Origin of the sequence: Mycobacterium sp. SP-6446 (genome assembly GCF_001954045.1) — a bacterium.
Lineage (GTDB): Bacteria > Actinomycetota > Actinomycetes > Mycobacteriales > Mycobacteriaceae > Mycobacterium.
In genome coordinates this window covers 32,863-46,489 of sequence record NZ_MBEM01000124.1, presented here as the reverse complement: position 1 = coordinate 46,489, position 13,627 = coordinate 32,863, and the positions used below count along the sequence as shown (strand labels likewise).

The 13,627-nt window shown below is 66.3% G+C and carries 12 protein-coding genes; 10 read left to right on the top strand and 2 right to left on the bottom strand.

Going from position 1 to position 13,627, the window contains the following annotated elements:
• Positions 1-127 precede the first annotated feature (127 nt).
• A complete protein-coding gene (locus tag A5736_RS10520) occupies positions 128-1,762 on the top strand; it encodes a fatty acyl-AMP ligase (protein ID WP_076246047.1) in 1,635 nt (544 codons plus the stop codon).
• Between the two features lie 18 nt (positions 1,763-1,780).
• Here the strand turns inward: A5736_RS10520 and A5736_RS10515 are convergent, their stop codons facing one another.
• On the bottom strand, positions 1,781-2,380 hold the full coding sequence (locus tag A5736_RS10515) for a TetR/AcrR family transcriptional regulator (RefSeq protein ID WP_076246045.1): 600 nt from the start codon (positions 2,378-2,380) through the stop codon (positions 1,781-1,783).
• 137 nt (positions 2,381-2,517) lie between these two features.
• Here A5736_RS10515 and A5736_RS10510 point away from each other — a divergent pair, with 137 nt between their 5' ends.
• The 9 genes from A5736_RS10510 to A5736_RS10470 all read left to right on the top strand — a co-directional run bounded on the left by A5736_RS10510 (position 2,518) and on the right by A5736_RS10470 (position 13,032).
• Positions 2,518-4,083: an NAD(P)/FAD-dependent oxidoreductase gene (locus A5736_RS10510; RefSeq protein WP_076246044.1), complete on the top strand. Its 1,566-nt coding sequence runs from the start codon at positions 2,518-2,520 to the stop codon at positions 4,081-4,083.
• Positions 4,080-4,406, top strand: a complete 327-nt coding sequence (gene fdxA / locus A5736_RS10505; protein WP_076122859.1) for a ferredoxin — start codon at positions 4,080-4,082, stop codon at positions 4,404-4,406. Before A5736_RS10510 ends, fdxA begins: the two co-directional genes overlap by 4 nt.
• Positions 4,406-5,308: an SDR family NAD(P)-dependent oxidoreductase gene (locus A5736_RS10500; protein WP_076122860.1), complete on the top strand. Its 903-nt coding sequence runs from the start codon at positions 4,406-4,408 to the stop codon at positions 5,306-5,308. The genes fdxA and A5736_RS10500 overlap by 1 nt, the downstream gene beginning before the upstream one ends.
• 251 nt (positions 5,309-5,559) lie before the next feature.
• On the top strand, positions 5,560-6,765 hold the full coding sequence (locus tag A5736_RS10495; RefSeq protein WP_254848339.1) for an MCE family protein: 1,206 nt from the start codon (positions 5,560-5,562) through the stop codon (positions 6,763-6,765).
• A complete protein-coding gene (locus A5736_RS10490; RefSeq protein ID WP_076122861.1) occupies positions 6,762-7,796 on the top strand; it encodes an MCE family protein in 1,035 nt (344 codons plus the stop codon). Before A5736_RS10495 ends, A5736_RS10490 begins: the two co-directional genes overlap by 4 nt.
• A complete protein-coding gene (locus A5736_RS10485) occupies positions 7,789-8,877 on the top strand; it encodes an MCE family protein (protein WP_076246042.1) in 1,089 nt (362 codons plus the stop codon). Before A5736_RS10490 ends, A5736_RS10485 begins: the two co-directional genes overlap by 8 nt.
• Positions 8,877-10,280 (top strand): MCE family protein, encoded by a 1,404-nt coding sequence (locus A5736_RS10480; protein WP_083667322.1) that lies wholly within the window; start codon positions 8,877-8,879, stop codon positions 10,278-10,280. The genes A5736_RS10485 and A5736_RS10480 overlap by 1 nt, the downstream gene beginning before the upstream one ends.
• 14 nt (positions 10,281-10,294) lie before the next feature.
• Positions 10,295-11,518: an MCE family protein gene (locus A5736_RS10475; RefSeq protein WP_076246138.1), complete on the top strand. Its 1,224-nt coding sequence runs from the start codon at positions 10,295-10,297 to the stop codon at positions 11,516-11,518.
• Complete coding sequence (locus tag A5736_RS10470; protein WP_076246039.1) at positions 11,518-13,032, top strand: MCE family protein; 1,515 nt, start codon at positions 11,518-11,520, stop codon at positions 13,030-13,032. The genes A5736_RS10475 and A5736_RS10470 overlap by 1 nt, the downstream gene beginning before the upstream one ends.
• An 11-nt stretch (positions 13,033-13,043) precedes the next feature.
• On the opposite strand, the gene pth is transcribed toward A5736_RS10470, so the two are convergent.
• Positions 13,044-13,619: an aminoacyl-tRNA hydrolase gene (gene pth, locus A5736_RS10465; RefSeq protein ID WP_076122865.1), complete on the bottom strand. Its 576-nt coding sequence runs from the start codon at positions 13,617-13,619 to the stop codon at positions 13,044-13,046.
• Between the last annotated feature and the right edge of the window lie 8 nt (positions 13,620-13,627).

Sequence of the window (13,627 nt, the reverse complement as noted above, 5' to 3'; positions counted from 1 at the left end):
ACTCATCACTGTTTCGAGACCTAACCGCTGCCCAACTGTGCTCGCGCGCCTGCTGCAAAGTAGCCCCCAGCAGGCGGAATATGAGATTCCGGGCGTTGGGGAATCTGCCGGAACCGAGGAGGCCTTTGTGAGCCGGTTTACCGAGAAGATGTACCGCAACGCCCGCACCGCGCGGACGGGCATGGTCACCGGTGAACCCCACGAACCCGTCCGCCACACGTGGGGCGAGGTGCACGAGCGCGCCCGGTGCATCGCGGGCGGCCTGGCCGCCGCGGGCATCGGCCTCGGCGACGCCATCGGTGTGCTCGCCGGCTTCCCGGTGGAGATCGCCCCGACCGCGCAGGGCCTCTGGATGCGCGGGGCCAGCCTCACCATGCTGCATCAGCCGACGCCGCGCACCGACCTTGCCGTCTGGGCCGAGGACACCATGACCGTGATCGGCATGATCGAGGCCAAGGCCGTCATCGTCTCCGAGCCCTTCCTGGTGGCCATCCCCGTGCTGGAGGAGAAGGGGATCAAGGTCCTCACCGTCGCCGACCTGCTGGCGTCGGATCCGGTCGACCCCGTCGAGGTCGGCGAGGACGATCTGGCGCTGATGCAGTTAACGTCCGGGTCCACCGGTTCACCCAAAGCTGTCCAGATCACCCACCGCAACATCTACTCCAACGCCGAGGCGATGTTCATCGGCGCGCAGTACGACGTCGACAAGGACGTCATGGTCAGCTGGCTGCCCTGTTTCCACGACATGGGCATGGTCGGCTTCCTGACCATCCCGATGTTCTTCGGCGCCGAGCTGGTCAAGGTCACGCCGATGGACTTCCTGCGCGACACCCTGTTGTGGGCCAAGCTGATCGACAAGTACCAGGGCACCATGACCGCGGCGCCCAACTTCGCCTACGCGCTGCTCGCCAAGCGGCTGCGGCGCAACGCGAAACCCGGCGACTTCGACCTGTCGACCCTGCGCTTCGCGCTGTCTGGCGCCGAGCCCGTCGAACCCGCCGACGTCGAGGACCTGCTGGACGCGGGCAAGCCGTTCGGGCTTCGGCCCTCGGCGATCCTGCCGGCCTACGGCATGGCCGAGACGACCCTGGCCGTGTCGTTCTCCGAGTGCAACGCGGGCCTGGTCGTCGACGAGGTCGACGCCGATCTGCTGGCCGCGCTGCGCCGCGCCGTGCCCGCCAGCAAGGGCAACGTTCGCAGGCTGGCGACGCTGGGCCCGCTGCTGCAGGATCTCGAAGCCCGCATCATCGACGACAACGGCGATGTGATGCCGCCGCGCGGCGTCGGTGTCATCGAGCTGCGCGGCGAGTCGCTGACTCCCGGCTACCTCACCATGGGCGGCTTCATCCCCGCGCAGGACGAGCACGGCTGGTACGACACCGGTGACCTCGGCTACCTCACCGAGGAGGGCCACATCGTGGTGTGCGGACGCGTCAAGGACGTCATCATCATGGCCGGCCGCAACATCTACCCAACCGACATCGAGCGCGCCGCCTGCCGCGTCGAGGGGGTTAGGCCCGGCTGCGCCGTCGCCGTGCGGCTCGACGCGGGTCACTCACGCGAGACGTTCGCCGTCGCCGTCGAATCCAACGCCTGGCAAGACCCGGCCGAGGTACGCCGCATCGAGCATCAGGTCGCGCACGAGGTCGTCAGCGAGGTCGACGTGCGGCCACGCAATGTGGTGGTGCTGGGCCCGGGGACGATTCCGAAGACGCCGTCGGGCAAGCTGCGCCGGTCCACCTCGGTCACGCTCGTCAGCTAGGGACCGACGGCTTCCGCGTCACGACAGCGGGGAAAGACCCGAGCGCACCAGCTCCAGGCACGTGGCGGCGATAACGCCCAAATCCTCGACACACCCGTTCTGCCCCCACGTCTCCACTCCGATCACCATGGCCGCGGCCAGCGTGGCGCCCGCGACGTTGGCGACCAGATCGATGTTCGCCACATCGGGGTAGCGCCGCTTGACGAAGTCGGTGATGACCGCGGCGAACGACGCCTGGACCACGCGCAGGTGGCTGGCGATCTGCTCGCCGGTGATCAATTCGGCACGGGCGAGGGCCGCCTGCCGCACCAGTTCGATGTCGTGCGGATAGCTGGCCATGCTGGCCAGCACCGCTTCGAACACTGACTCGGAGCGGGGGCGGTGCGCGAGCGCCTCGGCCAGCCACTCCACCTGGGTGTCGTAGTCCTGGAAGAGCACGGCTTCCTTCGTGGGGAAGTGCCGAAAGAACGTGCGCTCGGTGACGCCGGCCTCCTGCGCGAGCTGCTGCACGGTGACGTTTCCGAAACCCTCGCTGGCGAACCGCTTGAGGGCCACCTGCCGCAGCGCCTCATGGGTCCTGGTGCGGCGCACCTTGTGGAGGTTTTCCTTCTCGCCCATACCTCGCATCCCACCACACCGATCGGTCAGAGCTGACGGCTTCCAATTAAGTCAGTACTGACATATATTAAGGGGCGCCCGCGGCTCCTGTCGCGCGGAATGGCCTCGGAGACCGAGTCGGAGAAGGAGCAGGAGCGATGACGGACTATGACGCGATCGTGGTCGGCGCCGGGCACAACGGGTTGACCGCCGCGGCGATCCTGCAGCGCGCCGGCCTGCGCACACTGTGCCTGGAGGCCAACACTTATACCGGCGGCATGGCCGCCACAGTCGAGCTGATCGACGGATTCCGTTACGAGATCGCGGGTTCCGTGCAGTTTCCCACCGCCCCGCAGATCGTCAAGGAGCTCGGGCTGGACACCCTGCCTACCGTCGACGCCGAGGTACAGTCGGTCAACCTCGGCGACGACGGCGAAGAACCGATGATCTTCTATCGCGACCCGATGCAGCTGATGACGCACCTCGCCGAGAAGCTCGGCGCCGACGCGGTCACGGGCATGGCCGAGATGATCGGGTGGAGCCAGGGGCCCGCAAAGGCGCTCGACCGTTTCGAGGTGCGCACCCCGCCCAAGACCCTCGACGAGATGTATGCCTGCGCGGCAAACGAATCCGAGCGCAGAGCCATCCACGAGGTGCTGTTCGGGACGGCGATGGACCCCATCGACCGCTTCCTGCCCGACAAGGACAAGCACGCCGTGCTGCGCGGGATGCTCGCGTTCCTCGCCATCAACTCCACCTACCGCGGGCCCTATACCCCGGGCAGCGCAACGTGTTTGGCGTTCGCGCTCGCCGTGCCGAACGAGAGCACGGCGATGATGACCAAGCTCGAGGGTGGCATCGGCGCGCTCTGCACGCACCTGCATGAGATGTTCGTCTCCCACGGCGGCGAGGTCAGGTATCGCGCCAAGGTCGAAAAGATTCTCGTCGAAAACGGCCGGGTGACCGGTGTGCGCCTGCGTGACGGCTCGCAGATCACCGCGCCGGTCGTGGTATCCAACCTGTCGCCCGATCTGACCCTCGTCGACCTGCTCGGCGCCGAGCATCTGCCCGCCGACCTTGTCGCGCGCCTTAGCGGGCGCGACCACCGGGCGTCGTTCGTCCAGATCCACTTCGCGCTCGACGGCTTGCCGGAATTCGCCCCGCCGTACGAATTTCTCAACGAACCGGGCATGCAGTCGTCCATCGGCATCTTCCGCTCACCGGAGGAACAGCAACGCCAGTGGGAGGAGTGCAAGAGGGGAATCATTCCCGACAACCCGTCGATGGGCATGCAGATCCCGTCGGTGCACGATCCCGCGATGGCCCCGCCGGGCAAGCACGCGGCCAGCGCGTTCGCCTATGCCTTCCCGGTCGAAGCCAATCGCGACCTGCATGGCCAGCTCAAGAACGTGATGGCGGAAAAGGTCATCGACAAGATCAGCCGCTACGCGCCCAACTTCCGCGACATCCAGATACGGCACATCACGTTTGCGCCGTACCACATGCAGACGATGTTCGCCGCGCCCTCCGGGGACTTCTGCCACGGCCTGCTGCATCCGGACCTGATGGGGCCCAACCGGCCCGGGCCCAAGGGCTTCCTGGACCTTCCCATCCCGGTCGAGGGGTTGTACCTCGGCGGCGCGGGATGCCATGGGGGACCGGGTATTACGTTCACGCCCGGCTACAACGCGGCGCACCAGGCGCTCGAGGACATCTCTCGATGACCTACGTGGTCGCAGAACCCTGCGTCGACCTGAAGGACAAGGCGTGCGTGGAGGAATGCCCCGTCGACTGCATCTATGAAGGCTCGCGGATGCTCTACATCCATCCCGACGAGTGCGTCGACTGTGGCGCCTGCGAGCCGGTGTGCCCGGTCGAGGCCATCTACTACGAAGACGATGTGCCCGACCAGTGGCAGCACTACACCCAAGTCAACGCCGACTTCTTCGGGCAGCTCGGCTCACCCGGCGGCGCTGCCAAAGTCGGTCCGTACGAACATGATCCGCCGGCGGTCACCGCACTGCAGCCAATGGAAAGGCAGGCATAGTGACACGACCCCTCGACGGCACGGTGGCCCTCGTCACCGGTTCGAGCCAGGGCATCGGCCAGGGCATCGCGCTGGAGCTCGGCCTGCAGGGTGCCACCGTCTGGCTCACCGCCCGAAGCGCCGCGGGCCTCGAGAAGACGGCCGAGCAGATCCGCGATCTCGGCGGCGCGGCGGTGGCCCGGCCCTGCGATCACGCCGACGACGCCCAGGTGGTCGCCGTCTTCGACGAATTGCGTCGAGAGGCGGGCCGACTCGATGTGGTGGTCAACGTCGCATCGCCGGACTTCACATCGATGGTGGGCCAACCGTTTTGGGCATTGCCCTTCGATGCGATCACCGACAGCCTGGCCGTCGGACCGCGCGCGAACTTTGTGACGTCGGCGCTGGCCGCGCCGATGATGATCGAGCAGCGGGGTGGGTTGATCGTCAACATCTCCTCGCACGGCAGTGAGGACTACATACTGTCGACGCCCTACGGGGCCGCCAAGGCCGCCATCGAGAAGATCACCCACGACACCGCGCTCGAGCTGCGCGAGCACAACGTGGCGGTGATCGGGTTGTGGCCGGGCTTGGTGCTCGCCGACCGCATCCTCGCCTTCGCCACCGAGGGCCCGTCCGGGTCGCGTCAGCTGTTCGGGCTCGACCTCGACATCTGCGAGTCGCCACGGTTTCCGGGTCGCGCGGTGGCCGCGCTGTTCACCGACCCCGACCGCATGGCCCGCACCGGCCGATCGTTCTTCGCCTCTCGTCTCGCCCGCGAATACGGCTTCACCGATGTCGACGGTCACCTGCCGCCGGAGGTGCGACTGTTGGTCGACTATCTCGGCGACGGCAATGTGCCCGAGTATTGGCAGCTGGTCGAGCGGTTCGGCCGCGGTTTCGCCGAGCCGAAGCCGGCCTGAGCGGCGAGGTCATCGCGTCGGCCGCTCCAGCCGAAATTTGTCAGTACTGACGTCTTCCAATTGAGTCAGCACTGACATATTCTGGCGTCAGCCCGCCGGGGTGGGTCGCCGGGATCATCGGACAAGGAGCTGCAGCGATGACGGATCAGCATGCGGTTCCCGAAGTGCGCGGTCGCGATGGCAACTAGCTCCGTGACCCTCTTGGTATCGCTGGCCGTCTACGTTGCCAACGGCAACTTCGACCTGTCCGGATGAGCGAATCGATGTTTGGTCGTGCCATTCGTCCGATGCTCGGGCTGGTGACCCTCGCGACGATCGCGGGGATCGTCGCCATGACCACCAGCCTGTTCCGGGGCGACTTCTCCGAGAGCGTGCCGGTCACCGTGCTTTCGCCACGCGCCGGATTGGTGATGGATCCGGACGCCAAGGTGAAGCTGCGCGACGTGCAGGTCGGTACCGTCGCCTCCATCGAGGAGCAGCCGAATGGCCAAGCGGCCCTTCACCTGTCGATCGACCCGTCGAAGCTACGGCTGATTCCGGCCAACGTGCTCATCGACATCACCTCGACGACGGTGTTCGGAGCGAAGTTCGTGCAACTGGTCCCACCGGCGGATCCCTCACCGCAAAAGCTGCACGCGGGCCAGGTCCTGGAGGCCAAGAACGTCACGGTGGAAATCAACACGGTCTTCCAGGAACTGACCTCGGTGCTGTCGAAGATCGAACCGGAGAAGCTCAACGAGACGCTCGGCGCGCTCGCCTCGGCGCTGGGCGGCCGCGGTCACAAGGTCGGCCAGATGCTTTCGGACCTGGATTCGTTTTTGGCCACGCTGGATCCCAGCCTTGCCAACCTCAGCCATGACGTCGCCGCCGCGCGGCAGGCGTTCACCGCCTACGCCGACGGTGCGCGCGACCTGGTCGAGGTCGCCGACAACGCGACACGGATAGGTCAGACCGTCGTCGATGAGCAAGGCAACCTGGATGCCCTGCTGATCAGCGCGATCGGATTGGCGGACATCGGAAACGATGTCGTGGGCGACAATCGGCACGGCCTGACCGATGTGGTTCATCTGTTGGTGCCGACCACCGATCTGGCCAACCAATACCACGAAGCGCTCAACTGCGCGGTGGCCGGCCTGGTGCCGATGGCCAAGAACCCACCGCCGCCCGAACCCGGCGTGGTGGTCTCGGTCAGTTTCACACTCGGGATCGAACGCTATCGATACCCCGGCCATTTGCCGAAGGTTTCGGCCAAGGGCGGACCGCACTGCGCGGACCAACAGCTGCCGGTCGTGCCGCCCAACACGGCTCCGCCGTTCGTGGTCGCCGACGTGGGCGCCAACCCGTGGCAGTACGGCAACCAGGGCATCCTGCTCAACTCCGACGGGCTGAAACAACTGCTGTACGGGCCGATCGACGGGCCACCACGCAACTCCGCTCAGATCGGACAACCGGGATGAGCCACTCGGTGCGCGCGACCTTTCTCAAGTTCGGGGTCTTCTGCGTCGTGATGGCGACGCTGACCGCGTTTCTCTTCGTCATCTTCGGCCAATACCGCACCGGCGCGACCAACGGCTACTCCGCGATCTTCTCGGACGTGTCGCGCCTGAAGAGCGGCGACTCGGTGCGTGCGGCCGGGATCCGGGTCGGCACGGTCGACAGCGTCGAATTGCGCCCGGACCAAAGCGTTTTGGTGAAGTTCGACGCCGACCGCGGCGTCGCCCTCACCAGCGGAACCAAGGCGGCGGTTCGCTACCTCAACCTCGTCGGCGATCGCTACCTCGAATTGGTCAACGGCCCCGGCTCGACCGGGATGCTGCCGGCCGGGGCGCAGATCCCGGTGGACCGAACCGCGCCGGCGCTCGACCTCGACCTGCTCCTCGGCGGCTTGAAACCCGTTATCCAAGGCCTCAATCCGCAAGACGTCAACGCGCTCACCGCATCGCTGGTAAAGGTCTTCCAGGGCGAGGGCGACACGCTCGACTCCGTATTTTCGAAAACATCGTCGTTCTCGAATGCGTTGGCCAACAACAACCAAACGATTCAGCAATTGATCGACAACATGCACTCGGTGCTCGCCACGCTCGTCAAGGACGGCGACAAGTTCTCGAACGCCATCGACCGGCTCGAGCGCTTGACGTCCGGACTCGCCCAAGACCGCGATCGGATCGGCGCTGCGATCGAATCACTGGACAACGGAACCGCGACCATCGCCGACCTGCTGCGAACCGCGCGGCCACCGTTGGCCGGCACCGTGGAGCAACTGGACCGGCTGGCTCCACTGCTGGATCAGGACAAGGACCGATTGGACGCCGCCCTGCAGCGGGCGCCGGAAAACTATCGCAAGCTCGCCCGGCTCGGGGCATACGGCAGCTTCATCCAGTTCTACATCTGCGGAATGTCCGTCCGGGTCACCGACCTGCAGGGCGAAACCGCTGTGTTCCCTTGGCTTAAGACACAAGGAGGGAGGTGCGCGGAACCCAATGCTTAAATACGGCGGCTCGCACCTGATCCGGCCGGGTTTCATCGGCATCGTCCTCGTAGCACTCATCATCGCCGTGGGCCTGCAGCCCGGGCGCCTGTTGTCGTTGGCGACCTCAGTCCGCTATCAGGCGTTGTTCTCCGAGGCCGGCGGGCTCGAGGTCGGCAACGACGTGACGACATCGGGTATCAAGGTCGGCACGGTGTCGGATATCGCGTTGCGCGACGGCGAAGCCTTGGTCACGTTTACCGTCAAGGGCAAGGTGCGGCTCGGATCGGACAGCACCGCGCACATCAGAACGGGCTCGCTGCTGGGGCAGCGGGTGCTCACCCTCCAGTCGGCGGGGGCTCGGCGACTGCGCCCGTCCGACCTCATTCCACTCTCGCGCACCTCATCGCCGTACTCGCTGACGGAGTCGGTCAGCGACCTTACGACCAACCTTGCCGGGACCGACACCGCGTCGCTCAACCAGTCGCTGGACACACTGTCGGCGACGATCGACCGGGTCGCACCGCAATTGGGGCCGATGTTCGACGGCCTGACCCACTTGTCGGAGTCGCTCAACGGCCGCAATCAAACTCTCGGCGAGGTCCTCAAGAGCACCAGCACCGTGACCGGCATTCTGTCGCAACGCAGCCAGCAGATGAACACGTTGATCCTCAACGCCAACGCTCTGCTGGGTGTGCTGGCCCAGCGCCGCCAGGCGATCGTAGAACTCCTCGCCAACACCTCCGCGGTGGCCAAGCAGCTGTCGGGGCTGGTGCACGACAACGAACAAACCCTGGCACCGACGTTGCAGAGGCTCAACTCTGTAACCGCGATCCTGGAGAAGAACCGCGACAATATCTCCAAAGCCCTTCCGGGCCTGGCCAAGTTCGAGATCACCCAGGGCGAAGCGGTCTCCAGCGGGTTCTACTACCAGGCCTACGACCCCAATGTGATGCCGCCGCAGTTCGTGCAGCCGTTCCTCGACTACCTGTGGGGGTTCCGCCGGGGCAACATTCCCGGGCAGCCGCCCGACAATGCCGGCCCGCGCGCACTGTTCCCGTTCCCGTACAACGGGATTCCACAGCATCAAGGACCACGATGATGTCCCGGAACAAGCTAGTCGTGGCGCTGGCGACCGCGTTGATCGGGCTGGGCGTCGGCGGCGCGGCACTCCTTGTCTACCAGTCATTCTCGCGCTCGAAGACGATCACGGCTTACTTCACCACCGCGACCGCGATCTACCCGGGCGATCAGGTGCGGGTCTCCGGTGTAAGGGTCGGCAAGATCACGTCGATCCACCCGGAGGGCGGCACGGTCAGGCTGACCATGAACCTCGATCGCGACGTACGCATCCCCGCCGACGCGAAGGCGGTGATCGTCGCCCAGAACTTGGTCGCGGCGCGTTATGTCCAGCTGGCCCCGGCATACCACCACAGCGGCCCGACGATGCCCGACGGCGCCGTGATTCCCGTAGAACGCACCGCGGTCCCCGTGGAGTGGGACGAGGTGAAGACCCAATTAACGCGCCTGGCCACCGAATTGGGCCCCAACAGCCAGGTGTCGGTGCCGTCGATGGCCCGGTTCATCGACAGCGCCGCCAACGCATTGAACGGTAACGGGGACAAGCTGCGCCAGACCCTGGCTCAACTCTCGGGGGTGGGACGGATCCTGGCCAACGGCAGCGGCAACATCGTCGACATCGTCAACCATCTGCAAGTCTTCGTCACGGCGCTTCGCGACAGCGACCAGCAGATCGTTCAATTCGAGAACCGGCTCGCCACGCTGACCAGCGTGCTCGACGACGGCCGCTCCGACCTGGACGCCGCGTTGACCGATCTCTCGAGCGCGGTCGGGGAAGTGCAACGATTCGTTTCGGGAAGTCGTAACCAGGTCTCCGAACAGATCCAGCGATTGGCAAACGTCACCACCAGCCTGGTCGAGCACCGCACGGACCTCGAGAACCTCCTGCATGTGGCGCCGAACGCGTTCGGCAATTTCTACAACGCCTATAACCCCGACACGGGCGACGCCATCGGATCCATCGTGTTCAACAACTTCTCCAGCCCGGTGGAGTTCATCTGCGGGCAGATCGCGGCGATCGAAAACGTCACCGCGGGCGAGAGCGGGAAGCTGTGCGCCGAGTACCTGGGTCCCGCGCTGCGATTGCTGAATTTCAACTATCCACCGATCCCGTCGAGTCCGTTCCTGATGAAGTCGGCCAACCCCGACAGCATCATCTACTCCGATCCCCGCCTGGCGCCCGGCGGCGAGGGGCCGCCTCCGGGGCCGGCGGAGACGCCGCCGGCGGTGTCCGCGTACACGGGGCTGCCCGGTGACACCCCGCCGGCGGCACCGCCACCGCCGCCGTTGGGTCGCATACCCGGGCTGGCGCAACCCGACCCGCCACCGACCACCGCCACAGGGACTGTGCCGCAAGCACTCCCGGCACCCGCACCGGCGAGTTGGCAGGACCTGTTGCTCCCATCCGGAAGGCCGGGCCCGTGAGCCGGTTGCGGTCGATGGTCCGCGCATACCTGGTCGGCTCCTGTGTCCTGCTCGGCGTGACCGGATGCGCGTTCCAGGGGTTGAACTCACTACCGCTGCCGGGCGCGGTGGGGCGAGGGCCTGGCGCCACCACCTACCGCGTCGAGGTGGCGAACGTCGGGACGCTAGAGGCGAATTCGCCGGTGCTGCTCAACGACGTCGTCGTCGGCAGCGTCGGCAACCTGACCTTCCGCGACTGGCACGCCGACGTGCTGATCTCGGTGAAACCCAACGTCGTCGTGCCCGCGAACGCGGTGGCCCGCGTCGGGCAGACCAGCCTGCTGGGATCGATGCATCTCGAGCTGAACTCGCCGCTGGGTGAAGCGCCACGAGGCCGGCTGCAGTCCGGAGCCACGATCCCACTGGACAGGTCGGCGACCTATCCGTCGACGGAGCAGACGCTCTCGTCGCTGTCGGCCGTGATCAACGGCGGGGGATTGGGCCAGATCGGCGACATCATCCACAACTTCGGCGCCGCCCTGTCCGGGCATGAAAGCCAGGTCCGGGATCTGCTGACCCGATTCGACGACTTCGTCGGCACGTTGGATGCCCAGCGCGACAACCTCATTGGTTTCATGGAGGAACTGAACCGCCTCACCGGGACGCTCGCGGGACAGCGCGACGTGATCACGCAAGCGCTGCGCAAGATACCGCCCGCCCTGGACGTGCTGATAGCCGAGCGGCCACGCATCACGACGGCACTGGACAAGCTGCGCGTTTTCAGCGACACCGCAACCGGTCTGGTCGACGACACGCAGGCCGACCTGGTGCGCAACCTGAAGAACCTGGAACCGGCCATCAAGGCCCTCGCGGATATCGGCCCTGACCTCGGTACCGCCCTCGCCTACGCCCCCACCTTCCCCTATGGCCAGAATCTAATCGACCGGGGCGTCCGAGGCGACTACATGAACATGTACCTGATCGCCGACCTCACGCTGCCGCGGCTCAAGCGAACATTGCTGCTCGGCACCCGGTGGGGTCAACCGGGCGCGAGACTTGTTCCGGCACCGGGAGATCCGTCGTATCTGAACTACACCTATGCGCCGCCGGGCGTGGGCGCCACACCCCCGCCGGCGAGCGTGCCCACCGATCGCGTTCCCGCGCCGGCGCCGACACCGGATGGGGTGAGCCAAGCGCGGCCACTGTCCGGCATTCCGCTCCCAACCGACTTCCCGCCGAAAGATGAGGCCGGCGGCTGATGTTGACGCGTTTCGTCCGAATCCAACTGACGGTCTTCACGATCTTGTCGATCATCGGCATCCTCTCGATGGTCCTCGTCTACGTCCAGGCGCCGACCCTGCTCGGCATCGGCCGCATCACTGTGCGGCTGGAATTGCCGTCCGGCGGAGGGATATACAGGTTCTCCAACGTCACCTACCGCGGCGTGCAGGTAGGCAAGGTCACCGCGGTCGACGTGTTGTCGAACCACGTGGAGGTGACGCTCTCGCTCGACACGTCGCCGCGGATTCCCACCGACCTGCGGGCGGAGGTGCGCAGCGTCTCCGCGGTCGGGGAGCAGTACGTGGATCTTCGACCCCGCGCCGAGGTCGCGCCCTACCTCAAGGACGGCTCGGTGATTCCCCTTGAGAAGACCTCGATTCCCCAGCCGGTGGGGCCGATGCTGGACAGGGTCAGCGCGCTGATAAACAGCATCCCCAAGGACAAGCTCGGCGCGTTGCTCGACGAGTCGTTCAAGGGGCTCAACGGCGCGGGCTACGATCTGGGCTCCCTGCTCGACTCGTCCGCTCAGGTGGCCGGTGATCTCAAGCCTGTCGCCGATCCGACCCGCGCCCTGGTCGATAACGCTGTGCCGCTGCTGGATTCACAAGCCAACACGACCGACTCCATCCGGACCTGGGTGCACAGCCTGGCCGGCGTGACGCGCACGGCGGTGGCCGACGACCGACAGCTGCGAACGCTGCTGCGGAGCGGCCCGGGCGCCGTCAACGAAGTTTCTCGCCTGCTCGACCAGATCAAACCGACGCTGCCCGTCCTGCTGGCGAACCTCACCACCGTCGGTCAGGTGCTGGTGACCTACAACCCGTCGCTGGAGCAGCTGCTGGTGTTGCTGCCGCCGGCAATCGCCGCGCTGCAGTCCGCCGGACTCTCGGCGAACAACGCGACCGGACAGGCGATGGGCGAGTTCGCGATCAGCATCGGCGATCCGCCGCCATGCACCGTGGGTTTCCTGCCACCATCCTCATGGCGCTCGCCCGCCGACACCACCACCATCGACACCCCGGACGGGCTGTATTGCAAACTCCCGCAGGATGCCCCGATTTCGGTCCGCGGGGCCCGCAACTATCCGTGCATGGGCAACCCAGGTAAACGCGCGCCGACCGTGCAAATCTGTGACAGCGACAAGCCTTACGAGCCGCTCGCCATGCGTCAACATGTGCTCGGCCCGTATCCCCTCGACCCGAATCTGCTGTCGCAGGGCATCCCCCCCGATGGTCGCGTTACGGCCGACGAGCACACCTTCGGTCCGGTCGAAGGGACGCCCCTGCCGCCGGGTGCCTCGCCGTCGGGAACACCGCCGGCAGGGGCGGCTCCGAGTTCGTTGACGACGGCCGGGCCAAAACCATTGGTGGGGTTCGCCGGATACGACCCGCGCACCGGCAAATACATGACGCCCGACGGCCAGTTGTTTCGGCAATCCAACGTGATCTCCGATGCGGCGCCCAAGTCGTGGAAGGACATGCTGCCCACCTGAAGTGGACGCGCCTACCAGGCGTGGATGCGGTTTTGCGCGGGCTCCAGGCCCAGGTCGATGAGCAACTCGGTGGCGTCGGCCGCCTGCTCGCAGATCGTCGGGACTTCGGGGCGCTCGGCGGCGCTGAAGTTCTCCAGCACGAAAGCCGCCGGGTCCTTGCGTCCGGGCGGACGGCCGATCCCGATGCGTACCCGCTGAAAGTCCTTGGTGCCCAAGGCCGCCACCACCGAGCGCAAGCCATTGTGGCCGCCCTCGCCGCCGCCGATCTTGAGCCGGATGCGACCGAACTCGAGGTCGAGGTCGTCGTGGATGACGATGATGTCCGCAGGTGCCACCGAGTAGAACTTGGCCAGCGGCCCGATCTGGCGGCCGGATTCGTTCATGTAGCAGCGCGGCTTGGCCAGCAGGATCGAGCGGCCGGCCAACCGGCCGCTGACGACCTCCGCGCCAGAACGCTTGTGCGCCTTGAATTTCGCGCCCAGCCGGGCGGCGAGCAGGTCGGCGACCATGAACCCCAGGTTGTGCCGCGTGCGGGCGTAGTTGTCTCCGGGGTTGCCCAGGCCGACCACCAACAACGGCTCGGCCATCTCGCGAG

What these genes read in the sequence shown, in the direction of transcription:
- A5736_RS10490 (WP_076122861.1), top strand. Translation starts at nt 6,762, where the DNA reads ATGAGCCACTCGGTGCGCGCGACCTTTCTCAAGTTCGGGGTCTTCTGC.
- pth (WP_076122865.1), bottom strand. Translation starts at nt 13,619, where the DNA reads ATGGCCGAGCCGTTGTTGGTGGTCGGCCTGGGCAACCCCGGAGACAAC.
- A5736_RS10510 (WP_076246044.1), top strand. Translation starts at nt 2,518, where the DNA reads ATGACGGACTATGACGCGATCGTGGTCGGCGCCGGGCACAACGGGTTG.
- A5736_RS10485 (WP_076246042.1), top strand. Translation starts at nt 7,789, where the DNA reads ATGCTTAAATACGGCGGCTCGCACCTGATCCGGCCGGGTTTCATCGGC.
- A5736_RS10515 (WP_076246045.1), bottom strand. Translation starts at nt 2,380, where the DNA reads ATGGGCGAGAAGGAAAACCTCCACAAGGTGCGCCGCACCAGGACCCAT.
- fdxA (WP_076122859.1), top strand. Translation starts at nt 4,080, where the DNA reads ATGACCTACGTGGTCGCAGAACCCTGCGTCGACCTGAAGGACAAGGCG.
- A5736_RS10475 (WP_076246138.1), top strand. Translation starts at nt 10,295, where the DNA reads ATGGTCCGCGCATACCTGGTCGGCTCCTGTGTCCTGCTCGGCGTGACC.
- A5736_RS10480 (WP_083667322.1), top strand. Translation starts at nt 8,877, where the DNA reads ATGTCCCGGAACAAGCTAGTCGTGGCGCTGGCGACCGCGTTGATCGGG.
- A5736_RS10470 (WP_076246039.1), top strand. Translation starts at nt 11,518, where the DNA reads ATGTTGACGCGTTTCGTCCGAATCCAACTGACGGTCTTCACGATCTTG.
- A5736_RS10495 (WP_254848339.1), top strand. Translation starts at nt 5,560, where the DNA reads ATGAGCGAATCGATGTTTGGTCGTGCCATTCGTCCGATGCTCGGGCTG.